The organism is Sphingorhabdus sp. EL138 (assembly GCF_945862485.1).
Classification (GTDB): domain Bacteria; phylum Pseudomonadota; class Alphaproteobacteria; order Sphingomonadales; family Sphingomonadaceae; genus Sphingorhabdus_B.
In genome coordinates, this window is sequence record NZ_CAMAYF010000014.1 from 20785 (window position 1) to 47245 (window position 26461).

Below are 26461 nucleotides of genomic sequence, written 5' to 3' on the forward strand. Positions count from 1 at the left end.
CTTATTTTTTCGACGCGCTATTGCTAAGCGGTTGCAGGTCCAGAGCTGATAATGTTTCGCGCGAACGTCAGGCACTGGCCGCATTTTGGCTTACGCCCAAGGCGCGCATATACGTCATTCGGACGTTCCGAGACACAACGCACCGCAGCGCGAAGGTCTTTTTCCTTGATAGCATTACAGATGCAAACGACCATGGATTAACTCCTATGGCATAGCCTTACCGTTAATGCGAACTGATTGCAATGGCATTAACGACGCATAGCTTGAATTTTTCCACGCGCTAAGCTCCGCCACAGCCATTCCAACGGGCCGTAATGAAATGTCATCAAACATTGTTTTGACCACAGCAACATCACGGCCCACGCGCCCAGCACAAACAGCCACAATCCTGCACGGCCAACATTGCCAAAAAGGCCAAAGCCATAGCCATAGAAAATTGTTGTCATGGCGATACTGGTGCCGAGATAGTTGCTGAACGCGGCGCGGCCAGCTGCGGCGACCCGCGCGAGCATCGGATGGTTGCGATAGTGATCAATGAGCAGAAGCAAGAGCGCCGCATAGCCAATCGTCAGCAACATACGCGGTATCCCGCCCCAAAAGTAAAAAATCGCCAGCGCAGTGATCCGGTCAAAGTCAACCGCGACCATCCAAACGGCCAGGGCCAGCGTCAGCAGCAACCCAACTGGGACCATCCGCATAGCCCAGCGCCGGTAATCGGCCACAGCCCACGCACCGGTCAGGAAGCCGCTTTTTTGCATCGCCATTCCGATCATCATCAGCGGCAAAGTTTCACTCGCCGACTGAACCACCAAAAGGAGTGGCTCGGCCCAATCGGCGAGCTTGCTCATTGTTATCGCGGCATAGCTGCCCCGATGCAAGGCGAGGTCAGGCGCAACATTAAACGCAAGGTCCGCACTGTCCATCAGCTCGCGAAACTGGCGGGCCATGTCTGCGCTCGCATCGGCCCGTGTTGCGAAATATTGAAAGAGCTGCAGCCCGCCAAATTGTAAGCCCCAAAGCGCCAGCCCAAGCACAAAGATTATGAGAGCAACCTTGATCAGCTTTGCTGGCGCCCAATTTCGGAAGCGAAAGGCGATCATGCCAATGATTGCATAGAGAAACAGGATGTCACCGAACCAGATGAAGAAATAATGCGCGAGACCAAATAAAGCGAGCCACGCCATGCGGCGATAATGAATCTGCGCCGCACTCTCCCCCTTTGCCGCGGCGCGGTCGATGATGAGCATCATACTCGCGCCGAACAAAAGCGAGAATAGCCCACGCATTTTGCCGTCTATAAGGACGAACGAAAATGCCCATGCAATTTTGTCAGCCAAGGTGTCGGTGCCATAGGCCGCGGGCGAGATATAGGCCCATTCGGGCATCGCAAAGCCGATGATGTTCATCGCCAATATGCCCATCACCGCAAAGCCGCGCATCGCGTCCAAGCTGATGTGCCGTTGTTCTGAATTCTGCATGGCCAACTCCCTGAATTACAATATTAATACAGGGGGTTGGCATGCACGTCCAGTGCGTTTAATGTTTCTTATTGACACTGGTGTAGGTAGTTTTTATCTCAAACTTAACTCTAGTGTTGGATTTGACATGACTGAACTATATTTTTCGCACCCTGACCGCCCGACCGCCAAAATGCAGCCGCTAAAAGCGTGGCGTCATTTTCGCAAGCTTATAGCCAATAAAGAAGACACTGAGCAGGTCTTTCACATCATTGCGGCCTTAAGCGGCCGCAAGTTCGCAAAGATGGCGCAGAAATTTTGGCAAACGCCCAAGGGCAGAGCGTTGCTTGAAAGCAATGAGCGCCTGATTGACATGCTCGATGATCATGACAGCATTAAGAAGCTTCCCGCGGATACGGTTGGCCGCGCTTATGTTGAGTTCATGGAGCGCGAAGGTCTGAGCGCTGCGGGTCTTGAGGCCGAATATGCCCAGTTCCGGACGACCTATCCTGTGTTTGGCGATGTGGTTGAACGCTATGGCGACCGCTTGCGCGACACGCATGATATGCTGCACATCCTCACCGGCTATGGCCGCGACGCGCTGGGCGAACAATGTGTGCTGGGCTTTACCTATGCGCAGAACCACAATCTTGGCGTCGGCTTCATCGCCTATGCTGGGGGATTAGAGTTGAAATACCGCGTTACGAAATCGGCGCCGATTATGAAAGCAGTACACGAAGGCTATCGTATCGGCAAAGCGGCGAAGAACATCGCTCAGGAAGACATCGCAGCCTTATTGCGCGAACCGCTGGTCGATGCACGCAAGCGCTTGGGGATTGCCGAACCAGTGACCTACAAAGCGGCCCATGCCGCGATGCGGTCCGAAGGTATCGATCCGTATAATTTGCTGGCTGCGGCGGCATAAAAGCAAGGTTTAAAAGCCTTCGTCGCCTGCGGCGGGGGCTTGCCCTTAGCTTTCCATCCAGTCCTTGAAGAAGCTTTCATGCGCCGCGCGTAATTCCGCGACGGCGACGGAAAACCGGGGTCCAGCGACAGCGTCACCGCTTACGGTACCGATGCGTGTCATTGGAATGCCCGCCGCCTGAATGTGATCGGCATGCGCGCTGGTGACAACATAGCGCGCCTGATCTTCACCAAAGGCCGTAAAGGCATCGCCGATTTCCTGAAGCACGCAGCCACGACCGCTAGCGAGCGCCATTTCAGTGAGCGCAACCAGCAAGCCGCCATCGGCAACATCATGCACAGCGTTCACCTTGCCGTCCTGAATAAGGCGGCGGACGAGTTCTGCATGCGCGCGCTCTTTGGCGAGATCGACAGGCGGCGGCGCGCCGTCTTCGCGGCCATGTAATTCACGCAGCCATAAGGATTGGCCGAGATGCCCGTTGCTATCGCCAATGACGAAAATGCCGTCGCCTTCGTTCTTGAACGCGATTGTCGCCATCTTGCTGACATCTTCCAGCACACCCACGCCGCCAATAGCAGGCGTTGGCAAAATCGCACTGCCACCGCCGGTGGCCTTGCTTTCATTGTATAAAGACACATTGCCCGAGACGATGGGGTAATCGAGCGCGCGGCAGGCGTCGCCCATGCCGTCCAAACAGCCAACAATCTGCGCCATGATTTCGGGGCGCTGCGGGTTGGCGAAGTTCAGGCAGTTGGTGATTGCCAGTGGCGTTGCACCAACCGCGCTGATGTTACGATAGGTTTCGGCAACTGCTTGCTTGCCGCCTTCATATGGATCGGCATAGCAATAACGCGGCGTGCAATCTGTGCTCATCGCTAGTGCGCGGTTGGTGCCATGAATACGCACCACGGCGGCGTCCCCGCCCGAAAGCTGCGCCGTGTCGCCCCCGACTTGGCTATCATATTGCTGCCAGATCCAAGCGCGGCTCGCAAGATCCGGGCAGGCCATGAGCTTGAGCAAATCCGCGCCAAGGTCATGGCTGGCGGGAACGTCACTCAGTGGCTGAACCTTGGCCCATGCCTTATATTCATCCTTTGACGCGGCGGGACGGTCATACAAAGGCGCGTCTTCCGCCAATGGCCCAAGCGGGATGTCGCATACAATTTCGCCCTTCCACATTAGAACCATATGACCCGTGTCGGTGACTTCGCCGATGACCGCGAAATCCAGTTCCCATTTGTCGAAAATTGCCTTGGCAAATTCTTCACGGCCGGGCTTGAGCACCATGAGCATACGCTCCTGGCTTTCGGATAGCATCATTTCATAGGGCGTCATGCCTTCCTCGCGGCACGGCACCTTGTCCATGTCGAGGATGATACCCGCCTTGCCATTGGTCGCCATTTCGACACTGGAGGACGTCAAGCCCGCCGCGCCCATATCCTGAATCGCAACGATGGCGTCCGACGCCATCAGTTCAAGGCACGCCTCAATCAGCAACTTTTCCGTGAAGGGGTCGCCCACCTGCACCGTTGGCCGCTTCTCCTCAATATCCGCGCCAAAATCCGCAGATGCCATTGTCGCGCCATGAATACCGTCGCGACCGGTCTTTGACCCGACATAGACGATGGGGTTGCCGAGGCCCGTGGCCGCAGAATAAAAAATCTTATCTTGGTCCGCGACGCCAACGGTCATTGCGTTCACGAGGATGTTACCATCATAAGCTGGGTGGAAATTGGTCTCACCACCAACGGTCGGCACGCCTACGCAATTGCCATAGCCGCCAATGCCCGCAACGACGCCTTGCACCAAATGCTTCATCTTCGGATGGTCGGGCCGTCCGAAACGCAGCGCATTCATATTGGCTACGGGCCGCGCGCCCATGGTGAACACGTCGCGCAATATACCGCCCACGCCCGTCGCCGCGCCTTGATAGGGTTCAATGTAAGACGGGTGATTATGCGATTCCATTTTGAAGATAGCGGCAAGCTTGGTGCCATTTGGACCGTCACCAATGTCGATCACGCCGGCATTTTCGCCGGGACCGCAAATGACCCAAGGGGCCTCAGTCGGCAATTTCTTCAGATGGATGCGTGAAGATTTATAAGAGCAATGCTCCGACCACATCACGGAAAATATACCAAGCTCTATTATGTTGGGCTCGCGCCCCACGGCGCGCAAGATGCGCGCATATTCTTCTTCATTTAGACCATGGTCGGCGACGATTTGGGGCGTGATTTCGGACATCAGAGGGCTTTAGCGAGACCGCGGTTTGTACGCCACATAAAATAAATGGGCGCTGGCATCGCTACCAGCGCCCACTGCGTCTGACTTTGGAAATCCGTGGCCACAGGGACCATTTTTTCCTCTATCTGACGTCCAGCTCCCCAATGTCACCCGAGGGTTTCTTTGGTTTGCCTTGGTACCTTGGGTATCCTATCCGGCGTTGCGTCACTTGCGTGATGCCGCACTCGATATTCGTTTTCTTCGTACCCACCATCTTGGCTACATCTCCTGTCTTGCGACCGGCTGCCATCCAATTTGGCGATCCTGCTTTCTGTCTCCTCCGCTCCGCTTTCCCGTTTCCGGTCTGGCTTTGCTTCAAAGCATTCCTGCCTGATGCGTTGAAGGTCTCATAACTTTCGAGTCGCGCAAAGCGTGATTTGCTGAGTTATCCACAGAAGGCATATTTCGTGGTGGACAAAATGGAGGACAAGTTTGGAGCCCAAAACGATACGGCCCCCATGCAGTGCATGGAGGCCGTAAAAATTGTCCGGGGGCGAGGGAGAGAGGAGGAGAGAGCCGCCCGGTCAATGAGTTTCGGCAATCACTTGCCGTTGACGTCCAAATAGAGACAGGACAAAAATGCTGCAATTGCGAAAAGAAAAGGGCCAGTTGCGCGTTTTGCAACTAGCCCTATTTCTGTTGGAAACGCGTTAATTGCGGTTCCAAATCATACCAAAACTTGTCAATTAAGGCGCAATTCCATTACCTGGCAGCGACGCATTGACGATGCCGCCATCGCAGGCGATGGTTTCGCCCACAATATAATCGCCAGCGCGCGCCGCGAGGAAGACAGCAAGCCCAGCCATATCCGCCGGCGTTCCGACCCGTGGAAACGGGATATTCTTGCCCACCGCTTCTGCATGGTCGCGGGCATCCTTGTTCATGTCCGACTGGAATGCGCCCGGCGCAATGCTCGAAACCAAGATATTGTCTTTGACGAGCTCAGCGGCCAGGCGGCGCGTCAATTGGATGACCGCGGCTTTCGAGGCCTGATAGCTATAGGTTTGCCACGGGTTGATGCGCAGGCCATCGATCGATGCAATGTTAATGACCTTACCGGGACGATCAAAGGTTGCGGCCGCCTTCAACTGCGGGTGCAAAGCTTGCGTCAAAAAGAACAAAGATTTGACGTTCAGATCCATCACACGGTCCCAACCGCTTTCGGGAAACTGACCAAATTCCGCACCCCATGCGGCCCCGGCATTATTCACCAGAATGTCCAACTTTTCCTCACGCGCCGCAATTTGTTCGGCAAGCGACAGGCAGCCGTCCACAGTCGACAAGTCGCAAGGCAGACCGATGACCTGATTGCCGAATTCAGCGACGGTTTCCTCAATCTGGTCGATCTTACGCGCGCTGATATACACGCGTGCTGCGCCAGCCTTGAGATAGCCTTCGACGATCATCTTGCCGATGCCGCGCGATCCACCGGTGACCAACGCCACGCGGCCATTGAGGTTGAATAAGGTTTGAATGTCCATTTGCGGTTTCCTTTTAATAACCGTTCATCGTCGCCACGCGGTCTGCGTGGTAATAAGCATCGCCGAAAAACTCGTTCAAGCTGCGGTCGCGCTTCATATACAGGCCGATGTCATATTCATCGGTCATGCCAATACCGCCATGCATTTGCACGCCTTCCCGCACCGAAAGATTGCAGGCAAGTCCAGCTTTCGCCTTGGCCGCAGCGACATAAAGTTCGGCTTTTGCATGGCCTTCGTCCATTAAGGATTGCGCCTTCAGCACAATCGAACGCGCGCCTTCCATTTCACCATAAAGATGCGCAGCGCGGTGTTGAAGCGCCTGAAATTCGCCAATGACGCGGTCGAATTGCTTGCGCGTCTTGAGATATTCAAAAGTCATGTCCATCGCGCCCGTGCCAACACCGACCATTTCGGCGGCAGCGCCCACGCGTCCGGCGTCGAGCATCTTGGACAACACCGCCCAGCCGCCATCGACTTCGCCAATCACGGCGTCGGCATCCACCTGAACACCGTCCAAATTCACATGTGCAGCGACTGCAGAATCGACAAGCCGCGCCGCCTCCATCGATAGGCCCGCCGCGTCCTTGTCCACCGCGAACAAGGTCAGGCCATCGGTTTCGCCAGCGGCGCCAGCGGTACGCGCCGCGACAATGAGCATGTCCGATGATGCGCCTTGCACAACAAATTGCTTTTGGCCTGTCAGCTTAAAGCCATTGCCGCTGCGTTCCGCAACGCAGGCGATTTTCTCGGGCCGGTGCTTGACGCCTTCTTCGATCGCGATGCCGATCACGGTTTCGCCCGCCAAGATGCCGGGGAACCAGCGGTCACGCATCGCCTTGTCCGCCAGCTTCAACGCCTCAACGGCCGCCACTGCTGTGGTCAGGAAAGGGGATGGCGACAAGTTACGGCCAATTTCTTCCAGCACGATTCCCGCCTCAATCTGCCCCATGCCCATGCCGCCATCGGCCTCGGGAATCAGAATTCCGGTGAAGCCCAATTCGGCGAATTGCTTCCACAAGCCATGGCTGAAACCGTCCTTGCACCCCATGTCACGAAATTTGCGGAAATGGGTGACGGGCGCTTCGCTCGCCATGAAATCGCGCGCGGTGTCACGTAGCATATTTTGGTCATCGGTTAAGGTCATTGCCATGTTAAATACCCTTATTCATATCCTCGCCCCAGCGCAGGCTGGGGCCTATGTCGTCTCTCGGTCACGACTAAAATGCGTGATGGGCTCCAGCCTCAGCCGGAGCGACGATATCAACCGCCCGGCATCTCAAGAATGCGCTTCGACACGACGTTCAGCATCACTTCGCTGGTCCCGCCCTCAATCGAGTTCGCCTTAGTCCGCAGCCAATTGCGTGCCTTTGACCCGCCATTGGTGCGTTCGCTTTCCCACTCAAGCGCTTGGCTGCCGCCGATCGACATGACCAGTTCATTGCGTTTTTTGTTCAATTCGGTCCCGACATATTTCATCAGGTTGGAATAAGCGGGGTGCGCCTTACCCGTTTTCCATTCGTCCATGAAACGTTCGCCATGGGCGCGGAAGGTCAGGTTATCGACATCGAACAACGCCATTTGCGCGCGCAGCACCGGTTCTTCGGCCAAGGTCGCCTTCATCGCCGCGCCAATCGAGGTGACGCCGCCATCCCCGCCCATGCCGGAGATCATCTCGCGCTCATGACCAAGCAGATATTTCGCCACATCCCAGCCACGATTGATTTCGCCAACAACTTGATCCTTCGGCACGACCACATTGTCGAAAAATGTTTCGCAGAAGGGCGAGTTGCCCGAAATCAGCTTAATTGGTTTTGTGGAGACACCGGGCGTTTCCATGTCGAACAACAGGAAGCTGATGCCGTGATATTTGTTCGCCTTGTCTGTGCGGACCAAGCAGAAAATCCAGTCGGCCTTGTCAGCGTAAGACGTCCAGATTTTCTGGCCGTTGACGACCCAATGGTCACCTTTGTCTTCGCCAAAGGTCTGCATCGACACAAGGTCGCTGCCTGAGCCTGGCTCGGAGTATCCCTGACACCAGCGGATTTCGCCCCGCGCGATCTGGCCCATATAATGTACTTTTTGTTCTTCAGTGCCAAATTTCAGCAGGGCCGGGCCAAGCATCCAGATGCCGAAACTGTTGAGCGGCGAGCGGCAGCCAAGCTTTGCCATTTCCTGACGCAGTATTTTTGTTTCCTGCGGGGAAAGACCAGCGCCGCCATACGCCTTGGGCCAATCAGGCACGGTGTAGCCCTTTGCGACGCAGCGTTCTAGCCAGACCTTCTGCGCTTCGGATTGAAAAACAAAATTGCGTCCGCCCCAGCAGACGTCTTCGTCACCTTTGGCCGGTATGCGCATTTCGGCGGGGCAGTTTTCCTCCAGCCAAGTGCGCGCCTCGGCGCGGAATGTTTCAAGGTCGGACATGACGCTCTCCTGTTTAATTGCTTGATGAATTTTTGGGCGGTCACGCACCGAAACGCAAGTCTTTATCGGTGAGCGATGCATGCCGTAACGTCATTTGCATCCCGATTGACAGGCTGGGTAGCGCGCCTAGCATAAGGGTGGGATATAGGAGAGAAACATCGTGCGATTCGCCGGAAAACACGCCTTTTCGCATTTTGTGATTTAACCCGATATGGCACCCGTCGTCGCGCTTCCCCGATCGTTAAAAGTCATGCACGGCCTTGGCTCGGTTGCCTATGGCGTAAAGGACAATGGCTTTTCCGTATTTCTGCTGATTTTTTATAATCAGGTGCTTGGGATTGATGCGGGAATCGTTGGCACCGTCATCATGGCCGCGCTGATATTCGATGCCTTTGCCGACCCGATTATTGGCGAATTGTCCGACCGCACACAAAGCAAATGGGGCAGGCGCCTGCCATGGCTATACGCCGCCGCCATTCCACTTGGCATTATCTGGCTGCTGCTGTGGCATCCGCCCGCAATGGGCCAGACAGGCACAATCATCTGGCTGTTCTGCACAGCGGTCTTGGCGCGCACCTTGGTAGCGATGTGTGAAGTGCCGTCCATCGCTCTCGTGCCCGAGCTGACCGGCGATTATGACGAACGCACGCGGTTGATGCGCTATCGTTTCCTGTTTGGCTGGGCGGGTGGATTGCTCATGCTGATCTTTGCCTATGGCATTTTCTTCACGGGCGAAAAGGGCGTGAGCGACCCTGCGGGGTATGATTCCTATTCTGTGTGGGGCGCGCTGATGATGAGCGGCGCAGTACTCATCTCCGCGCTTGGGCAACATCGGCACATCGCTAAGCCATCCCCCCCTGCCCCGCGTGGTGCTGGCCTTGGTCATGCTTTTGCTGAAGTTAAAGCGACGCTCTCCAATCGTGCGTTTCTGTGGCTCGTCTCCGCGGCTTTATTCGGGCTCATCAACCAAGGGATGACCTTTGCGCTCACCAATTACCAGCTCGCCTTTCTTTGGCAGCTGCAACAGATGGAAATGCTCTATTATGCGTTAACTCTATTTTCGACGGTCATCATTGCTTTCATCATTGTTCCCCCTGTCTCGGCGCGATTGGGCAAGAAGCGCGCTGCGATCCTATTCGCGATTATCTCGCTGACCTTCACGGCGGCATTATACGGTAGCTGGCTGCTCGACCTTGTGCCCGGGGCGCCAGCGGACCCTTCAATCCTGTTCATGTTTGGCTTAATGACCATCGCCAATAGCGCGGCGGTGAGTATGATGATGCTGACATCCTCGATGATGGCCGATGTGGTGGAGGCATCGCAGCAGGAAACCGGTAGGCGTTCGGAAGGGCTATTCTTTGCGGGCTATTTCTTCATGCAGAAATGTGCCGTTGGCATCGGCACCTTTGCCGCCGGTATGATCCTGAGCTTTGCCCGTTTTCCACAAGATGCCGCGCCCGGCGAAGTCGATGTCGCCGTCCTCGATGGGCTGGCGCTTTATTATATGGGCACGGTGGTAGTCATTGGCATTATCGGTATTCTGATCCTGCGCCATTTCCCGATTTCGCGCGAAAGTCACAATGAACGCTTGCGCGCCTTGAACACGATGACAGAGTCTGCCAGTTAACCAGTCAATTAAATTTGAAAGAGGAATGTGTCATGGATTTCGATCTCAACGATAAGCAAACATATTGGCGGGACCGTATCCGCGACCATAATGAACGCTTCTTGCGTCCACGCGTTGCCGATTATTATGCCGAGCAGGCAGTAGGCGACCGATGGAAAGTGCTGCAAGTCGTTGAAGAGGAAAAGGCACGGGCCAAGGCTGCAGGCCTTTGGAATCTCTTCATGCCGCCAACGTCGGGCCGCGTGCATGTCGATGACAGCGTGCATTTTGATGGCCCGGGCCTCACCAACATGGAATATGCCCTGTGCGCCGAAGAAATGGGCCGCATCGGCTTTGCATCCGAAGTCTATAATTGTTCGGCACCGGACACGGGCAATATGGAAGTGTTCCTGCGCTATGGCACGGCGGAACAAAAAGAAAAATGGATGATCCCGTTAATGAACGGCGAAATCCGTTCAGCATTTTTGATGACGGAGCCCGCGGTTGCGTCATCTGATGCCACCAACATCGAAACCTCGATTCGTCGTGAAGGCGATGAATATGTCCTCAACGGCGTGAAATGGTGGTCATCCGGTGCAGGCGACCCGCGCTGCAAAATCGCGATTGTCATGGGCAAGACCGATTTTGAAGCCAAGCGCCATGCGCAGCAATCGATGGTGCTGATGGAGCTGGATTCCCCCGGCGTGAAAATTCTGCGCCATCTGCCGGTCTTTGGTTATGACGACGCGCCGCATGGTCATATGGAAATCGCATTGAAGGATGTCCGTATTCCAGCATCGAACATGTTGCTGGGCGAGGGTCGCGGGTTCGAGATCGCGCAAGGCCGCCTTGGACCAGGCCGCATCCACCATTGCATGCGCACCATCGGTGTTGCCGAAGAAGCACTGGAGAAAATGTGCAAGCGCCTGCAATCGCGCGTCGCCTTTGGCAAGACCGTTGCCGAGCATAGCGTCTGGGAAGAGCGCATTGCCCGTGCCCGTATCGACATTGAAATGACCCGTCTGCTCTGCCTGAAGGCAGCAGATATGATGGACAAGGTCGGTAACAAGGCGGCGGCGGCGGAAATCGCGATGATCAAGGTGCAGGCACCTAATATGGCCTTGAGCATCATCGACAATGCTATCCAAGCCCATGGCGGCGGCGGCGTGTCCGACGATTTCGGTCTCGCCTCGGCTTGGGCGCATCAGCGCACCTTGCGTCTGGCCGATGGCCCCGACGAAGTGCACGCCCGCGCCATCGCACGCATGGAATTGGGCAAGCATGGCGGCCGTGGCAAAGACGGCATGTCCAGCGGCGATATGGGGGCAACACGGTGAAGGCTGCCGTCCTGATTGAAGCGGGCAAACCGCTTCAGATTGAGCAAATCCATATCGCCAATCCCGGGCCGCATGAGGTGCTGATCCGCACTGCGGCCTGCGGATTGTGCCATAGCGACTTGCACTTTATCGAAGGCACCTATCCGCACCCCCTTCCCGCGATCCCCGGGCATGAGGCGGCAGGTATTGTCGAAGCCGTGGGCAGTGAAGTGCGCACGGTGAAGGTGGGCGATGCCGTTGTCACCTGCCTCAGCGCTTTTTGTGGCCATTGCGAATATTGCGTCACTGGGCGCATGTCCTTGTGCCTTGGCGGCGACACACGGCGCAAAGCAGGTGAGGCTCCGCGTCTCACGCGGCCCGATGGTAGCATCGTCAATCAGATGCTCAACCTATCGGCTTATGCCGAAATGATGTTGGTGCACGAACATGCCTGCGTCGCGATCCATCCGGATATGCCATTGCCACAAGCGTCCGTTATCGGCTGCGCGGTGACCACGGGTGCAGGCACAATTTTCAACGCATGCAAAGTAACGCCCGGTGAAACCGTTGCCGTTATCGGCTGCGGCGGTGTTGGCCTTGCCACGATCAATGCGGCCAAAATTGCTGGCGCTGGCCGCATCATTGCTGCTGATCCAATGCCGGAAAAGCGGGCGCTTGCAATGAAGCTGGGTGCGACGGATGTTATCGATCCAATGGATGCTGATGCAGCCAAGCAAATTCAGGAATTGACAAAAGGCGGTGTCGATCATGCGATTGAGGCTGTAGGTCGTCCCGCGTCGGGCGAGCTTGCTGTCAAGTCGCTGAAGCGCGGCGGGACAGCCACAATCCTTGGTATGATGCCTTTACAGCATTCGGTTGGCCTATCTGCGATGGACCTGTTGTCGGGTAAGAAATTGCAAGGCGCGATCATGGGTGGCAACCGCTTCCCTGTGGATATTCCGCGTCTTGTGGATTTTTATATGCGTGGCCTTTTGGACCTCGACACCATCATTTCGGAGACCATTCCGCTGGAGCGGATTAACGAGGGCTTTGAACAAATGAAGCGCGGCGATTCGGCGCGTTCGGTCATCGTTTTTGATCAATGAGCGCAGCCCCCACCCCGATTGACGCGCAAAGGGCCTTTACCGGCACCGTTGCGCCGACCGGAACCGACATCCTCGACGCCGAAAAATTGGCGGCATGGATGTCGGATAACGTCACAGGCTTCGAAGGCCCGGTCGAGGTTCTGAAATTCGCCGGTGGGCAGTCAAACCCGACCTATCGGTTGAACGCCAAAAGCGGTTCCTACGTCCTGCGCCGTAAGCCGTTTGGCGTGCTATTGCCTAGCGCGCACGCGGTTGACCGTGAGTATAAAGTCATTGCTAGCCTATATCCCACGGGTTTCCCGGTAGCCAAGCCCTTTGGCCTGTGCACCGACGACAATGTCGCGGGTTCCATGTTCTACATCATGGACATGGTTGAGGGTCGCACTATTTGGGACGGCGCCATGCCCGGGTCAAACCCGCCTGAGCGCCGCGCCACTTATGAGGCGATGATTGATACCCTCGCGGCATTACATAATGTCGATGTCGAAGGTGCTGGCTTGTCCGACTTTGGCAAACCCGGCAATTATTTCGGGCGGCAGGTGGAACGCTGGACGAAGCAATATCAGCTCGCCGAAACCGAGACGATGCCCGAAATGGAGCGGCTGATCGAATGGTTGCCGAAGACTTTGCCCGAGCAAACACGGACTAGCGTCGTGCATGGTGATTATCGCATCGACAACATGATCTTCGATGCCAAAGAGGCAAAGGTCGTCGCGGTGTTGGATTGGGAATTGTCCACCTTGGGCGACCCGCTGGCCGATTTCACTTATGTCGCAATGGCATGGGTGACACAAAATGAAGGCCGGTCGGGCGTTATGGATTTAGACCGCGCCGCTTTGGGTATTCCCGAACTCGATGCGATGGTGGAACGTTATTGTGCTGCCACAGGTCGCGACGGCGTGCCCGACATGAACTGGTATTTTGCCTATAATTTCTTCCGCCTCGCGGGGATTATTCAGGGCATTAAAAAACGCGTCATCGACGGCACCGCAAGTTCGTCCCATGCGCAAGCCATGGCCGAGCGCGTTTTCCCGTTGGCGGAATCGGCATGGAAGTTTGCCGAGAAGGCCGGGGCGTAAGTTAGCTTAAATGGGGGAGTGCGATGTCGTTATTTGACATGAGAGGGCAGGTCGCGGTTATCACCGGATCATCGCGCGGCATCGGCAAGGCAATCGCCGAAGAAATGGCCGAGCAGGGCGCGAAGGTGGTCATATCCAGCCGCAAGCTTGATGTGTGCGATGAAGTTGCCGCAGCGCTTAATGCGAAATATGGGGAAGGCACAGCAGTCGCTATGGCCGCCAATATTTCGTCCAAGGAAAGTCTGCAGGCTTTGGTTGATGGCAGTCGCAAGGCATTTGGTAAAATTACTGCTTTGGTCTGCAATGCGGCCTCAAACCCTTATTACGGTCCGATGGCGGACATTGGCGATGATGCGTTCAGCAAGATCCTGACCAACAATATCGTCGCCAACAACTGGCTCATTTCGATGGTTGTGCCAGAGATGATCGAACGCGGCGAAGGGTCAGTTACGATTATATCTTCAATCGGCGGCCTGAAAGGATCGTCAGTCATTGGCGCTTATTGCATTTCCAAAGCAGTGGACATGCAGCTGGCACGCAATCTGGCGGACGAATATGGACCAAAAGGTGTGCGTGTGAACTGCATCGCGCCAGGGTTGATCAAGACCGATTTTGCAAAAGCACTGTGGGACAACCCGGAAACATTGAAACGCTCGACATCGACCGCATCGCTAAAGCGTATTGGTCAGCCCCACGAAATTGCAGGCGCAGCAGTATTTCTAGCTTCTCAGGCTGGCGGGTTTATGACGGGGCAGACAATGGTAATTGACGGCGGCGTAACAAGCGGCGGCGGAGGAGTGGGTTAATGAGCGCATTAACAGGCAAAGTAGCGATCATCACCGGCGCTGGCTCAGGCATTGGCCGTGCATCCGCCATCCGCTTTGCGGCCGAGGGTGCCAAGGTCGTTTTGGGCGACATGGCCGCTTCCGTCCATGACACCGCCGCGATGATCGGTGATGCGGCTACCGCCGTGCAAATGGACGCAGGCGATGAGGCTGATGTCGCGGCTTTGGTCGCCAAGGCCATCACGCTACATGGCCATCTCGACATCGCTTTTGCCAATGCGGGCATTTCCGGCGGCATGGAGGGGATTTTCGACAACACCGTGGAAAATTTCACCAGCGTCCTGCGCGTCAACCTCATCGGCCCATGGCTGATGGTGAAACATGCCGGCAAGGTCATGGCCGATGCAGGCAAGGGCGGTTCGATCATCCTGACGGCAAGCGTTGCTGGCATCCGTTCAGGGGCCGGCGGTCCGCCTTATTCGGCGTCAAAGGCGGGCGTCATCAATCTGGCGCAGGTCAGCGCGCAGCAATTGTCGGGCACGAATGTCCGGTGCAACGCGATTTGCCCGGGCCTGACCGAAACTGGCATGACCAAGCCGACTTTCGATTATGCCCGCGAAAAGGGCGTGACAGAAAAAATCGGTCGCCTGAATCCCTTGCGCCGCGGCGCACAGCCGGAGGAACTGGCGAATGTCGCCTTGTTCCTCGCCAGCGACCAAGCCTCTTATGTCAACGGCCAAGCCATTGCCGTTGACGGCGGGCTGTCGAGCTCGCACCCGGTAACGCGTCAGCTAACAGGACAAACCGCAGTATGAGTGCCAAAGACCTAGGTTTCGTTCCCGACCGCCTCGCGCGGATACCCGCATTTATTCAGGCCAATTATCTCGACAATGGCAAATTGCCCTTTGCGTCGGTGCTCGTTGGGCGTGGCGACGATATCGCGTTGCAATGGAGCTCGGGCGTTGCCGAAGATGCTATCTTCCGTATCGCGTCAATGACCAAGCCGATCACTTCAGTCGCGTTCATGCAGTTGGTGGAACAGGGCAAGGTCGCGCTGACCGATCCGGTCGCCAAATATATTCCTGAATTTGCGAAATTGGGTGTGTTTGTGGGCGGCGGCGGCAATGTGCCGTTTATGACGCGCGCACCATCCACCCAAATGCGGGTGGTTGACTTGTTGCGGCATACAGCCGGATTCACCTATAGCTTTCAGGAACAAGGCAATATCGATGCGGCCTATCGCAAGACCGATGTTGAAAGCTGGACCAAAAATACATCGCAAAGCGTGATTAATACACTCGCGCAAATCCCGCTGGAATTCGACCCGGGCACGCAGTGGAATTATTCAGTTGCCACTGACATAGTCGGCATATTGGTAGAACGGATTAGCGGACTATCCCTGCCCGAATATTTCCAGACACATATTTTTGCACCCATGGGCATGATCGATACATTTTTCCACGTGCCCGCCGACAAGGCAGCACGAATCCCCGAAGGCTTTGGCTTTGACCCCGAAGCGAAAATGAAACTGCTCGACAAGGCCGGAGCCGACAGCATGTGGGCAAAGGGCTGGTCATTTAACTCCGGCGGTGGCGGCCTTGCGTCGAGCGTTGCGGACTATCATCGTTTCTGCCGGATGCTGCTGAACGGCGGCGCGCTTGATGGGGCACAAATCCTCAGCCCCAAGACGATAGAATTGATGACCGCCAACCATATTCCAGGCGGCCAAGACCTGACGCAAATGTCGAAATCTTTGTTCAGCGAGGCCGAAATGGCCGGCATTGGCTTTGGCCTTGGCTTTGCCACGACGATCGACAGCGCCGCGACACTTGCGCCTTGCTCCAACGGCGATTTTTATTGGGGCGGCATGTATTCCACCGCCTTTTTCGTCGATCCAGTTGAGGACATCATCATGATTTTCATGACGCAATTGCTGCCGTCAACCACCTACCCCGTGCGCCGCGAGATCAAGACGATGATTTATTCCGCGCTGGCGGCGTAGACTAACGGTTCTGCACATAAACCACGTCATGCTGAACTTGGTTCAGCATCCATCGTGCCACGCGAGCCGAAGGGTCTAGAGGTAAAATGGACCCTGAAACAAGTTCAGGGTGACGCAGCCATGGGTTAGCAAAAAAGCTTTCGGCACACCCCCGCTCTAAACCGTCGCAATCTCCACCTGCTTGACGGGCTCCGGCTTTGCTCGTGCCGCAATCAGGCTTCCGGCTACGATCAATGCCGTGCCCAAAAGCACAGGCCATGTCACTGGTTCGGCAAAAAACAACCAGCCGAAAAATGCAGCCCAGACAAAGCCGGTATATTCGACCGGAATCAAAATCTGTGCTTCCGCGCGGGCATAGGCCCAGCTCAGGAACAATAACGATATAATCGCCAAGGCAGCCGCGCCGCCAATCATCGGGGCATCGGTCAGGCCGATGGGCTGCAAAAACCATGGCGCGACAAGGCCAAGCGTTGCCGCCACAAACAGATTCTGGAAAAAGGCGATTTCAATGGGCCCAGCAACCTGCGCCTGCCGCCGTGCCAAAATCAGATTATACGCAAACACCACGGCCGAAAATAACACCGCCGCAGCGCCCCAGAGATGCCCGCTGGTATAATGTCCGCTCAACCGGCCAGCCATGATGATGGCGACCCCACCAAGCCCCGCCAGCGACGCCCAGATGGCCGGACGGCCGATCGTTTCCCCCAGCATAACGGCGGCGAGATATAGCGCGATAACAGGTGCGATGAAACTCAGCCCAATGGCCTCGGCCAGTGGCAATTGCGTCAACGACCAGAAAAAGCTGACCGCCATGATCGACACGATTATGCTGCGCCATATATGCATTTTAAGGATATTGACTGGCGGCCATTTCTGCCGCGTTCCGACAAACAATAGCGCCATGAATAATGTGCCCAAGCAATTGCGCCACATCACCGCGTTATAGGCCCCAAGCGATAAAGCGATGTCTTTCATCATCGCATCCATCAGGGAAAATGTAGCAATGCCTGCCGCCGCCATCATGAACGGGATGAACGGACGCGGATGCAGTTCAGCCATGCTTACACGCTATGCGTGGCAAGGGTTTTGAGCGCCGCGTTGTCAACGCGATAGACGGTCCATTCGTCCATCGGTACAGCCCCCAGCGCCTTATAAAAATCAATCGCGGGTGTATTCCAGTCCAGCACTGACCATTCGAGCCGCGCACAATCACGCTCAACCGCAAGCGCCGCAAGCTTACCCAGCAACGCCTTGCCAAGCCCCGAGCCGCGTGCATCGGGCCGGACAAACAAATCCTCGAGATAGATGCCCGGCCGTCCTTCGAAGGTTGAGAAATTGTGGAAGAACAAGGCAAACCCTTGCGCTTCGCCGTCAATCTCGCCAATCAAAACCTCGGCATAAGGCCGCGGCCCAAACAGCTTTTGCGCCATCACCGCTTCATCAAAACGCACGGCATGGGCCAGCTTTTCATATTCCGCGAGGTCGCGGATGAACTGGCCAATGAGCGAGATGTCCGCTGGCGTTGCCGCCCGTATCGAGAGGCTCAAGCCGCTTTCCCGTGCAGCGTATCCATGCTGACGCTGGTGCCCGCGTCAATCTCTGCGGCTTTGGCTTCGACCAGACGCACGATGTGGCTTATCATGTCGTCATCCTCGACATGATGGTCGGTGACGCCCGACAGATAGACCATATGCTTACCATTGCCGCCACCCGTGATTCCGATGTCGGTCTCGCGCGCTTCGCCGGGGCCATTGACGACGCAGCCAAGGACCGAGAGCGACATGGGTGTCTTGATATGGCCAAGCGCATCCTCCAGCTTTTGCACCGTGCGGATGACGTCAAAGCCTTGGCGGGCGCAGCTTGGGCAGCTGACGACGCGGACGCCGCGTGTGCGCAAGCCCAGCGCTTTTAAAATTTCATAGCCGACGCGGACTTCTTCTTCAGGCTCGGCAGACAGGCTGACGCGGATAGTGTCGCCAATCCCTGCCCACAACAAATTGCCCATGCCGATCGAGGATTTGACGGTTCCGCCAATCAACCCGCCCGCTTCGGTGATGCCCAAATGCAAAGGGCAATCAACGGCGTCGGCCAAGCCCATATAGGCGGCAACAGCCAAGAAGACGTCAGACGCCTTCACCGCGACTTTAAATTCGTGGAAATCATGATCCTGCAACAGCTTGATATGGTCAAGCGCGCTTTCAATCAGCGCCTCTGGGCAGGGTTCGCCATATTTTTCGAGCAGGTCTTTTTCTAAGCTGCCGGCATTCACGCCGATCCGGATGGCACAGCCATTGGCTTTGGCGGCGTTGACAACTTCCTTCACACGTTCCGATGAACCGATATTGCCGGGGTTGATCCGCAAGCACGCCGCGCCTGCATCCGCCGCCTCAAGTGCGCGTTTATAATGAAAATGAATATCGGCGACGATGGGTACATTGGCCGCGCGGACAATCTGTTTCAGCGCCGCTGTGCTCTCCACATCGGGGCAGGATACGCGGATGATATTGACACCCGCATCCTCACACCGGCGGATCTGGTCAATCGTAGCAGCAGCATCGCTGGTCAGCGTATTGGTCATGGTTTGCACCGAGATCGGGGCATTGCCACCGACAGGGACTTTACCGACCATGATCTGGCGGGACTGACGGCGCGCAATGTCGCGCCAAGGGCGAATAGAAGACATGAAGGTGATATAGGCGGCTTGGGATTTTCCCGCAATCATCATCCTGCACTGTTTTTAGGACGACGCTATACCTTAATCAGTCCAGACCGCCGAACCACGCCAGCGCTTGCGCTGCGGCGATACTCCCTACCTCGGCTAGCACAGCCTGATCGGCGTCGCGGGTCTGTTCATATTTTCCGTCCGCTTCATAAAAGGCCGTCACAATGACCGGAGGCCGCGCGGATGGCCAGAAAATGGCAACATCATTAATCTTGTTGTTGAAATATGCGCTGTTGGCGGTTCCGGTTTTATCGCCACTTTTCCAAGAGGCGGGGATGCCGCCTCGAATCCGCTTCATGCCGGTAGCGGTATCGACCATCCATTGGATCAACAAATCACGCGACGCCGGTTTCAATAAACGGTCTCCGGTCAAAAGCGCTGCCATCGTCCGCGCAAATGCGCGCGGCGTGGTCGTATCGCGAACCTCACCGGGCGGGACATTGTTCAAATCCGGCTCGTACCGGTCAAGGCGCGTGACGTCATCGCCCCAACTACGGAAAATGGCGGTAATGGCGGCTGGTCCGCCCAGATGTTTAATCAAAAGATTGGCCGCCACATTATCGCTGGTCTTTTGCGTAGCTTCGGCCAAATCGATGATGCGCATCGCACCTTTTGCCAAATTCGGCCCTGTGATGGGGGCATGCGCAACCATATCCGCTTGCGAATAAGGCAACGCCGCATCAAGTTTCAGCCTGCCTTGATCCGCCTGTTGCAGAACAGCTGCGGCGAGCGCGAGCTTGAAGGTGGAACACATGGCAAAGGCTTCATCATAATGATGCCCCGTCATACGCCCCGATGCCGTGTCGAGCACCAACGCCCCTAGCCGCCCAGCAACGCGCGCCTCCAGTGCCGCCAACGCAGCATTGGCGGAAACGGACGGGATCACTTGCCGCGGCCCAGCGCAGCCTGCGATCGTCAACGCCGCAGCACCTGCCATGAGCCCGCGTCTATCAATATCCATCGCCCGCCTCCCAATGTTTTCGCTAGTGGCACCAAATCGCAATGCATGCGCCTACCGCTTTGATTTACGCATGGATACAAACTAAGACGCACTTATGAAACGCTTCCTTATTTCGATCGCCCTTTTGTTCGCACCATTGGCGCCTGCCCAGGCATATTGGGAATATGGCCATGAAACAGTGGCGCACATTGCCCAAGCCAACATGTCGTCCAAAGCACGCGCGCATATGCAGCGCCTGTTGCGCGCGGCACCGATGCTTGGCACACCGAAATGCCCAATGCGCAATATCGCGGACGCGAGCGTTTGGGCGGATTGTATCAAGGGCGACAGAGTTCGCTGGGGCTACACCAACAGCTGGCATTACCAAAATGTCGACATCTGCAAGCCGTTCGATTTGAAAAGCGCCTGTGCCGATGGCAATTGCGTTTCCGCGCAGATTGACCGCAACTTCGCCCTTTTATCAAACAAGGCGCTGCCTGCGCATGTCCGGTTGGAGGCGCTTGCCTTCCTGATCCATTTTGTCGGCGACATACATCAGCCATTACATGCTGGTGACCGCGCCGATCGCGGCGGAAATGACCTAAAAACCACTTATGGGGTGATGCCAGGATATAATCTCCATTCGGTGTGGGACGGGCTTTTGGCGGACCGTGCACTGTCCGGAGCGCCTGCTATTGTCCGCCCATTTTCGCCCGCGGAGAAAGCCGCAATCGCACAAGGCAATGTGCGCAGCTGGAGTGAGGAGAATTGGGCCGTATCAAAGAACCTTGCCTATCCGCGCGCTATGGATAGCGACGCCTGTGGCGCGAAACCAACCACAGCCGTCGTCATTGACGAAGCCGACGTTGCGGCGTCGCGTGGGGCGTTGCGGCAACAGGTCGAACGCGGTGGTATTCGTTTGGCCCGGTTGTTGGAGCAAGCTTTGAGCTAAGCCTTAAACTTGGCCTCTGCGTCTCTTCTTGGCCTCTTGCGCGCGCTTTAGTTTTAAAAGACTGTCCATATCGACAATCTCGCTTCGCGCTTTCATATACCGGATCATGGCAAAAACCCAAATGGCGGTCACAAGCAAAAATGGCAAAGTAAGAAATAGTAGTATTTTGCTATCTCCCCAACCCGCACTGTCAGCGGCAACAGTCACCCAAACAAAAATGCCCGTTGCACCAAAGAATGCAACCATCCAGACAGCAAATGCCCGCCAGCCAGCGGCGTTGCGTGGGGATATTTTAAAGCCAGATCCCGTCTTGTAATAGACAAAGGGCTTATCTTCATCGCGCATTTCAACTCTCCTTCGGTGGTCGCCCGCGTTTTGGCGTTTCGCTGACCCCGACCTTCACGCCGCGCTTGGCCAATGCCTCCCGCAACAGCACCTCAATTTCGGCATTAGCGCTCCGGAAATCGGCAGCCGCGCACCGTTCGATGCAGGCAAATAATGCCGGATCGAGACGGAGCGGAAAAGCCTTTTTCGATGGAGCGGTCACGCCGGCGACCTAGCTGTACAATGTACCGGCGTTGACCACTGGCTGCGTATCGCGTTCACCGCACAGGACCACCATGAGGTTGGAGACCATCGCCGCGCGGCGTTCGTCGTCCAGTTCAACCACATTTTTCGCCGACAGCATTTCGAGCGCCATTTCGACCATGCCAACGGCGCCCTCGACTAAGGTCTTGCGCGCCGCGACCACTGCCTCTGCCTGTTGGCGGCGGAGCATGGCACCCGCTATTTCCTGCGCATATGCCAAATGGGTGAAGCCGCATTCGTCGACGGTAATGCCCGCAACGCGCAAGCGCTCCATCAACTCCAGACGCAATTCGCCACCGACTTGATCGTGATTGCCGCGCAGCGTCACTTCCTGATGCGTAAAGTCATCATAAGGGTAGCGTGCGCCGATGGTGCGAACCGCTGCCTCGATTTGCGCAAGCACGAATGCCTTATAATCATCGACATCAAACAAAGCCTGCGCCGTATCCGTCACACGCCAGACCACTTGCGCGGCCATCTCAATTGGGTTGCCGCGCAGATCGTTGACCTTAATTTTTTCGGAGATCAAATTGTTTGCGCGCAGCGACACCTTGGCTTTGCCCATCCATGGCCATGCCCAGCGCAGCCCTTCATTCCGGTCTGTGCCTTTATAGGCCCCGAACAAGGTCAACGCGACGCCTTGGTTTGGCTGCAGCATATAAAAGCCTGCGGAAACAAATGTGAAAATGGCGATACTCAGGCCCATACCGAGGAAATCAGCATTTGGACCACCGGGTATGACCGAGGTCATCGCCCAACCGAACCACAACATGCTGCCCAAAATCACAAGTAACATCAAATAGCCGTTGAAACTGCGCGCTGCAATTTCTCGGCTCGCATTGAGTAGGTTATTCGAATCGTCTGTCATTAAGACCTCCATAAAATATGATATCATATTTATATCTTATTTGACGCAAGTCAACAAAAAGAGCGGCGCAGATTATTGCCTGCGCCGCTCCCTTTTTGATGCAATTACAGTGTCTTATTCGCCGATCCGGCATGGGATATCCTGCTTGATCTCAAGGCGGCGGCGCAAGAGGGGCAGCGCGTATCGGTATCCAGCCTCTGTATCGCCGCTGCGGTGCCGCCGACGACGGCTTTGCGATGGATTTCTGCCATGACCGAAAGCGGCATGCTCTTGCGTCGGCAGGACCCAGCCGACGCACGGCGCGTGTTTATTGAGCTTTCCTCCGAAACTTCCGCAAAAATGGATGATTATTTTGCAGCGATCAGCACCCGTTTTGCGCCAATCATCTAAATGGCCTTGCCAAATGTGATTCGGTTTGGCAAAGGCCCGTCTCCCGAGAGGGCGCTTAGCTCAGTTGGTAGAGCATCTCGTTTACACCGAGAGGGTCAGCGGTTCGAGCCCGTTAGCGCCCACCATATTTTCAATGGCGTAACTGCCATTATCTGCGCAATTCGCAGCGAAATTTCATTTTTAGCAATAATCATGCAAGGCGCCCGCCATCTTTTGATACGGCTATGATTTGACGTCACGGCTTTGGTCGCTCGGCGTCACGCCGATTCGCGTTCCCATATCTTAGCCAGCGCAGCGTTCCGGTTCAGCTTTGCGTTGCCTTAGGTCGGACACCTTGCAGCTCAAAACGCCGCCCGGCGCATCGTGCGGCGCCGGGTGTGTTACCGCAAATATCAGGTTTTGGCTTTCAAGCTCTCTGCGGCTGCGACCCCATGCCGCTCAAGCGCTTCAACGATTTTGCCTGCGCCTTCCAACTCGCCCCAAAACATGGGGCCGCCGCGATAAATCGGCCAGCCATAGCCATAGATCCACACCACATCGATGTCAGACGCGCGCTGGGCTTTGCCTTCTTCGAGAATTTTATAGCCTTCATTGACCATAGGATAGAGCGTGCGTTCGACGATTTCCTGATCGCTGATCTCGCGCTTGGGCAGGTTTGAGGTGGCGCGAAATTCCTCAATGATCGCCAATGCTTCGGCACTAGGCGTACCCACACGCTTTTCATCATAATCGTAAAAGCCCTTGCTGTTCTTCTGACCAAAACGGCCAGCGGCACACAGCGCATCGCGGATGGTCTCGACCTTTGCCGGGTCACGGTGCCAGCCAATGTCGAGGCCAGCCAAATCGCTCATCTGGAACGGGCCCATGGGCATGCCGAAATCGGTATGCACCTTGTCAATCTGCGCAGGTGCTGCACCCTCCAACAGCAATTGCATCGCTGGCTGCTGCCGCGTGGACAGCATCCGGTTGCCGATAAAGCCATGGCAAACACCAGCGACCACAGCCACCTTGCCGATTTTCTTGCCAATCGCCATGGCCGTAGCGAGCACATCCGGCGCGGTTTTGTCGCCGCGCACGACCTCCAGCAATTTCATGACATTGGCAGGCGAGAAGAAATGCATACCGACCACATCTTGCGGACGCGCGGTGCTCGCGGCAATTTCGTCAATGTCGAGATAGGATGTGTTCGAAGCCAAAATTGCGCCGGGCTTACAAATGGCGTCCAGCTTTCCAAACACCTCTTTTTTGACGTCCATGCTTTCATAGACCGCTTCGATGACCAGATCGCAGTCGGCGAGATCATCCAGTGTCAACGACGGCGTCAGCAAAGCCATCATTCCCTCGACGTGTTCTAGCGAGAAGCGGCCCTTCGCGGCGCTATTTTCGTAATTTTTGCGGATAACGCCAATGCCGCGGTCCAGATTTTCCTGCACCATTTCGACGATGGTCACAGGGATACCCTTGGACAGAAAATTCATCGAAATCCCGCCGCCCATAGTGCCCGCACCAATCACGCCGACCTTCTTAATGTCGCGCAGCGCAATGTCTTTGGCCAATCCATCAATCTTTGCAGCCTGACGTTCGGCAAAGAACATGTGACGCTGGGCCGCTGATTGTGATCCGCCCATCAGCTTCACAAACTCTGCGCGTTCAAACTTCATGCCTTCTTCAAAGGGCAACCGCGTTGCCGCCTCAACACAGGCAAGATTGGCATAAGGCGCGTCAAAGCCTTTCCACTTCTTGGCATTGGCCGCCTTCAATTGTTCAATGATCCCGATATCACCACCCAGCGGACGATCCCGCGTTGGCCGTGGGCCAATAGCGATCAATTCGCGTGCATAGGCAATGGCGTCGTCAGCCAGGCTGTCTTCACCTGCCAAACGGTCGACCAAACCAATCGACGCCGCCTTCGTCGCCGACAAAGGTTCGCCAAGCGCACACATTGTAGCAGCGGCCTCGATACCCACGACGCGCGGCAGCCTTTGCGTCCCTCCAGCGCCCGGCAAAAGGCCAAGCTTGACCTCTGGCACGCCAAGCCGCGCGGACGGCACAGCAATGCGGTAATGGCACACCAAGGCGGTTTCCAGACCGCCACCCAGCGCCGTGCCATGAATGGCAGCGACAACGGGTTTGCCGGCAGCTTCAATCATGTTCAACACGGCGTTGAAATCCGGACCTTGCGGCGGCTTGCCAAATTCGGTGATGTCGGCACCTGCGATGAAGGTCGACCCTGCACAGCGCAGCACAATGGCCTTTACGCTTTCGTCCGATAGTCCCTGTTCAAAACTGTCGTTCAACCCCTGACGGACATGCCAAGACAAAGCGTTGACGGGGGGATTGTCGACAAGCACCACAAGGACGTCGTTAAATTTCTGCGTGGTTACTGATTGCACGGGCAACTCCTAATTTTTAAGGTTCGGCGCGTTTGCCGGTTGTCGAGTGATGAAGGAACTGGCGGCAGTTCTAATATGTTTTCTGCAGGCTTTGCAATCCTGCTGCTCCAAGCTTTCCGGCGTTGTGCGTTTTACGCCTGGTCTTTAAGGGTTTGGATGATTGCCGAAAAATCAAGGGTGCCGTTTCCAGCTTCGTCAAATTGCGCATATAATTCTGCCGCGCGTGCACCCATCGGCACGTCGGCATGCACCGATATCGCGGCCTCCATCGCCAATTTCAAATCCTTGAGCATCAAAGCTGTGGCAAAGCCGCCTTGATAAGCATTATCCGCAGGGGTCGTTGGCCCAACGCCGGGAACCGGGCAATAGCTGGTCATCGACCAGTTCTGACCCGACGCCTTTGATGAAATATCGTAAAAGGTTTGGAGGTCCAGCCCCAGCTTTTCGGCCATGGCAAAAGTCTCGCAGGTCGCAATCATCGACGCGCCAAGCAGCATATTGTTGCAAATTTTGGCCGCCTGGCCTGCGCCGGATGTGCCGGCATGAATAACCGCCTTGCCCATATCGGACAATATCGGTTCCGCGCGGGCAAAGGCGGCGTCCGTGCCGCCCACCATGAAGGTCAACGTGCCTGCATTTGCCGCGGCGATGCCGCCCGAAACGGGTGCATCGACCATGGCATAGCCAGCAGCGACAGCATCCGCCGTCACCTGCCGCGCGGCACCAACGTCAATCGTTGAACAGTCCAACAATATCGCGCCTTGCGGAGCTTGCCCCAAAACGTCGTCGGCAAAAACACGCGCGACAATTTCACCATTGGGCAACATCGATACCACGGCGTCGACGCCAGCCACAGCGTCGCGCACAGAGGTAAACATGGCGCAGCCGCTTTCCTGCGCGCGAGACAGAGCCTCGGCAGACAGGTCAAAGGCGTTGACCGCATGCCCCGCCCTGACAAGGTTTGCGGCCATGCCGCCGCCCATATTGCCAAGTCCGATAAATGCGATCTTCATCTGGCTTATCCCATAGTCGGAATGACGAAGGCGTTGCCGCCGTCGGGCGATCCGTCCGGCCAACGTTGCGTGATTGTCTTGACCTTGGTCCAGAATTTGACACCTTCCATGCCATGCTGGTTGGTGTCGCCAAA

25 protein-coding genes and 1 tRNA gene are annotated in these 26461 nt (G+C 56.1%); 11 read left to right on the forward strand and 15 right to left on the reverse strand.

What is annotated here, in order from left to right:
• Positions 1–23 precede the first annotated feature (23 nt).
• Together Q0O33_RS07190 and Q0O33_RS07195 are read right to left on the reverse strand one after the other, a co-directional pair.
• On the reverse strand, positions 24–194 hold the full coding sequence (locus Q0O33_RS07190) for a (2Fe-2S)-binding protein (RefSeq protein ID WP_295497733.1): 171 nt from the start codon (positions 192–194) through the stop codon (positions 24–26).
• Between the two features lie 54 nt (positions 195–248).
• Positions 249–1478, reverse strand: a complete 1230-nt coding sequence (locus Q0O33_RS07195; RefSeq protein ID WP_295497735.1) for a DUF418 domain-containing protein — start codon at positions 1476–1478, stop codon at positions 249–251.
• A gap of 127 nt (positions 1479–1605) precedes the next feature.
• Between Q0O33_RS07195 and Q0O33_RS07200 the strand changes: the two genes are divergently transcribed.
• Entirely contained in the window at positions 1606–2382 is a 777-nt protein-coding gene (locus tag Q0O33_RS07200; RefSeq protein WP_295497736.1) for a Coq4 family protein, read from the forward strand.
• 45 nt (positions 2383–2427) lie between these two features.
• On the opposite strand, the gene purL is transcribed toward Q0O33_RS07200, so the two are convergent.
• The 4 genes from purL to Q0O33_RS07220 form a co-directional block, all read right to left on the reverse strand.
• The gene (gene purL, locus Q0O33_RS07205) at positions 2428–4626 is read right to left on the reverse strand and encodes a phosphoribosylformylglycinamidine synthase subunit PurL (protein ID WP_295497738.1); all 2199 of its coding nucleotides are present in this window, start codon (positions 4624–4626) and stop codon (positions 2428–2430) included.
• Between the two features lie 725 nt (positions 4627–5351).
• Positions 5352–6146 carry an SDR family NAD(P)-dependent oxidoreductase gene (locus tag Q0O33_RS07210; RefSeq protein ID WP_295497740.1) on the reverse strand — a complete coding sequence of 265 codons (795 nt, stop codon included), beginning with the start codon at positions 6144–6146 and terminating at the stop codon, positions 5352–5354.
• A 13-nt stretch (positions 6147–6159) separates the two neighbouring features.
• Entirely contained in the window at positions 6160–7296 is a 1137-nt protein-coding gene (locus Q0O33_RS07215) for an acyl-CoA dehydrogenase family protein (protein ID WP_295497742.1), read from the reverse strand.
• Between the two features lie 110 nt (positions 7297–7406).
• Positions 7407–8567 carry an acyl-CoA dehydrogenase family protein gene (locus Q0O33_RS07220; RefSeq protein WP_295497744.1) on the reverse strand — a complete coding sequence of 387 codons (1161 nt, stop codon included), beginning with the start codon at positions 8565–8567 and terminating at the stop codon, positions 7407–7409.
• A 211-nt stretch (positions 8568–8778) separates the two neighbouring features.
• Here Q0O33_RS07220 and Q0O33_RS07225 point away from each other — a divergent pair, with 211 nt between their 5' ends.
• The 7 genes from Q0O33_RS07225 to Q0O33_RS07255 are packed head-to-tail and all read left to right on the forward strand — an operon-like array spanning position 8779 to position 16461.
• Positions 8779–10194 carry an MFS transporter gene (locus Q0O33_RS07225; RefSeq protein ID WP_295497746.1) on the forward strand — a complete coding sequence of 472 codons (1416 nt, stop codon included), beginning with the start codon at positions 8779–8781 and terminating at the stop codon, positions 10192–10194.
• 32 nt (positions 10195–10226) lie between these two features.
• Complete coding sequence (locus Q0O33_RS07230) at positions 10227–11510, forward strand: acyl-CoA dehydrogenase family protein (RefSeq protein ID WP_295497748.1); 1284 nt, start codon at positions 10227–10229, stop codon at positions 11508–11510.
• A complete protein-coding gene (locus tag Q0O33_RS07235; protein WP_295497750.1) occupies positions 11507–12595 on the forward strand; it encodes a Zn-dependent alcohol dehydrogenase in 1089 nt (362 codons plus the stop codon). The genes Q0O33_RS07230 and Q0O33_RS07235 overlap by 4 nt, the downstream gene beginning before the upstream one ends.
• The gene (locus tag Q0O33_RS07240; RefSeq protein WP_295497753.1) at positions 12592–13674 is read left to right on the forward strand and encodes a phosphotransferase family protein; all 1083 of its coding nucleotides are present in this window, start codon (positions 12592–12594) and stop codon (positions 13672–13674) included. The genes Q0O33_RS07235 and Q0O33_RS07240 overlap by 4 nt, the downstream gene beginning before the upstream one ends.
• Positions 13675–13697: 23 nt before the next feature.
• Positions 13698–14480 (forward strand): SDR family oxidoreductase, encoded by a 783-nt coding sequence (locus Q0O33_RS07245; protein ID WP_295497755.1) that lies wholly within the window; start codon positions 13698–13700, stop codon positions 14478–14480.
• Positions 14480–15274, forward strand: coding sequence for an SDR family oxidoreductase (locus Q0O33_RS07250; RefSeq protein WP_295497757.1), 795 nt, complete (start codon positions 14480–14482; stop codon positions 15272–15274). Before Q0O33_RS07245 ends, Q0O33_RS07250 begins: the two co-directional genes overlap by 1 nt.
• Positions 15271–16461 carry a serine hydrolase domain-containing protein gene (locus Q0O33_RS07255; protein WP_295497759.1) on the forward strand — a complete coding sequence of 397 codons (1191 nt, stop codon included), beginning with the start codon at positions 15271–15273 and terminating at the stop codon, positions 16459–16461. The genes Q0O33_RS07250 and Q0O33_RS07255 overlap by 4 nt, the downstream gene beginning before the upstream one ends.
• Before the next feature lie 156 nt (positions 16462–16617).
• On the opposite strand, the gene Q0O33_RS07260 is transcribed toward Q0O33_RS07255, so the two are convergent.
• The 4 genes from Q0O33_RS07260 to bla all read right to left on the reverse strand — a co-directional run bounded on the left by Q0O33_RS07260 (position 16618) and on the right by bla (position 20144).
• A complete protein-coding gene (locus Q0O33_RS07260; RefSeq protein WP_295497761.1) occupies positions 16618–17520 on the reverse strand; it encodes a DMT family transporter in 903 nt (300 codons plus the stop codon).
• A 2-nt stretch (positions 17521–17522) separates the two neighbouring features.
• Positions 17523–18008: a GNAT family N-acetyltransferase gene (locus tag Q0O33_RS07265; RefSeq protein ID WP_295497763.1), complete on the reverse strand. Its 486-nt coding sequence runs from the start codon at positions 18006–18008 to the stop codon at positions 17523–17525.
• On the reverse strand, positions 18005–19144 hold the full coding sequence (gene ispG, locus Q0O33_RS07270; RefSeq protein WP_295497778.1) for a flavodoxin-dependent (E)-4-hydroxy-3-methylbut-2-enyl-diphosphate synthase: 1140 nt from the start codon (positions 19142–19144) through the stop codon (positions 18005–18007). Before ispG ends, Q0O33_RS07265 begins: the two co-directional genes overlap by 4 nt.
• A gap of 76 nt (positions 19145–19220) precedes the next feature.
• Positions 19221–20144, reverse strand: a complete 924-nt coding sequence (gene bla, locus Q0O33_RS07275; RefSeq protein WP_295497765.1) for a class A beta-lactamase — start codon at positions 20142–20144, stop codon at positions 19221–19223.
• 94 nt (positions 20145–20238) lie between these two features.
• On the opposite strand from bla, the gene Q0O33_RS07280 reads away from it, so the two are divergent.
• Positions 20239–21075: a S1/P1 nuclease gene (locus tag Q0O33_RS07280; protein ID WP_295497767.1), complete on the forward strand. Its 837-nt coding sequence runs from the start codon at positions 20239–20241 to the stop codon at positions 21073–21075.
• 3 nt (positions 21076–21078) lie between these two features.
• Here the strand turns inward: Q0O33_RS07280 and Q0O33_RS07285 are convergent, their stop codons facing one another.
• From Q0O33_RS07285 to Q0O33_RS07295, 3 genes are read right to left on the reverse strand one after another with little or no spacing between them, the layout of a single operon-like run.
• A complete protein-coding gene (locus Q0O33_RS07285) occupies positions 21079–21420 on the reverse strand; it encodes a hypothetical protein (RefSeq protein WP_295497769.1) in 342 nt (113 codons plus the stop codon).
• 1 nt (position 21421) lies between these two features.
• The gene (locus Q0O33_RS07290) at positions 21422–21622 is read right to left on the reverse strand and encodes a toxin-antitoxin system HicB family antitoxin (protein WP_295497770.1); all 201 of its coding nucleotides are present in this window, start codon (positions 21620–21622) and stop codon (positions 21422–21424) included.
• Positions 21623–21631: 9 nt separating this feature from the next.
• On the reverse strand, positions 21632–22531 hold the full coding sequence (locus Q0O33_RS07295) for an SPFH domain-containing protein (protein WP_295497772.1): 900 nt from the start codon (positions 22529–22531) through the stop codon (positions 21632–21634).
• Between the two features lie 249 nt (positions 22532–22780).
• Between Q0O33_RS07295 and Q0O33_RS10720 the strand changes: the two genes are divergently transcribed.
• Both Q0O33_RS10720 and Q0O33_RS07305 read left to right on the forward strand, forming a co-directional pair.
• A complete protein-coding gene (locus tag Q0O33_RS10720; protein ID WP_366048415.1) occupies positions 22781–22921 on the forward strand; it encodes a hypothetical protein in 141 nt (46 codons plus the stop codon).
• Between the two features lie 49 nt (positions 22922–22970).
• Positions 22971–23046: transfer RNA gene (locus tag Q0O33_RS07305), tRNA-Val, on the forward strand.
• Between the two features lie 267 nt (positions 23047–23313).
• Here the strand turns inward: Q0O33_RS07305 and Q0O33_RS07310 are convergent.
• Together Q0O33_RS07310 and mmsB are read right to left on the reverse strand one after the other, a co-directional pair.
• Complete coding sequence (locus Q0O33_RS07310) at positions 23314–25314, reverse strand: 3-hydroxyacyl-CoA dehydrogenase NAD-binding domain-containing protein (RefSeq protein WP_295497774.1); 2001 nt, start codon at positions 25312–25314, stop codon at positions 23314–23316.
• 131 nt (positions 25315–25445) lie between these two features.
• The gene (gene mmsB, locus Q0O33_RS07315) at positions 25446–26327 is read right to left on the reverse strand and encodes a 3-hydroxyisobutyrate dehydrogenase (protein WP_295497776.1); all 882 of its coding nucleotides are present in this window, start codon (positions 26325–26327) and stop codon (positions 25446–25448) included.
• Positions 26328–26461: the final 134 nt, after the last annotated feature.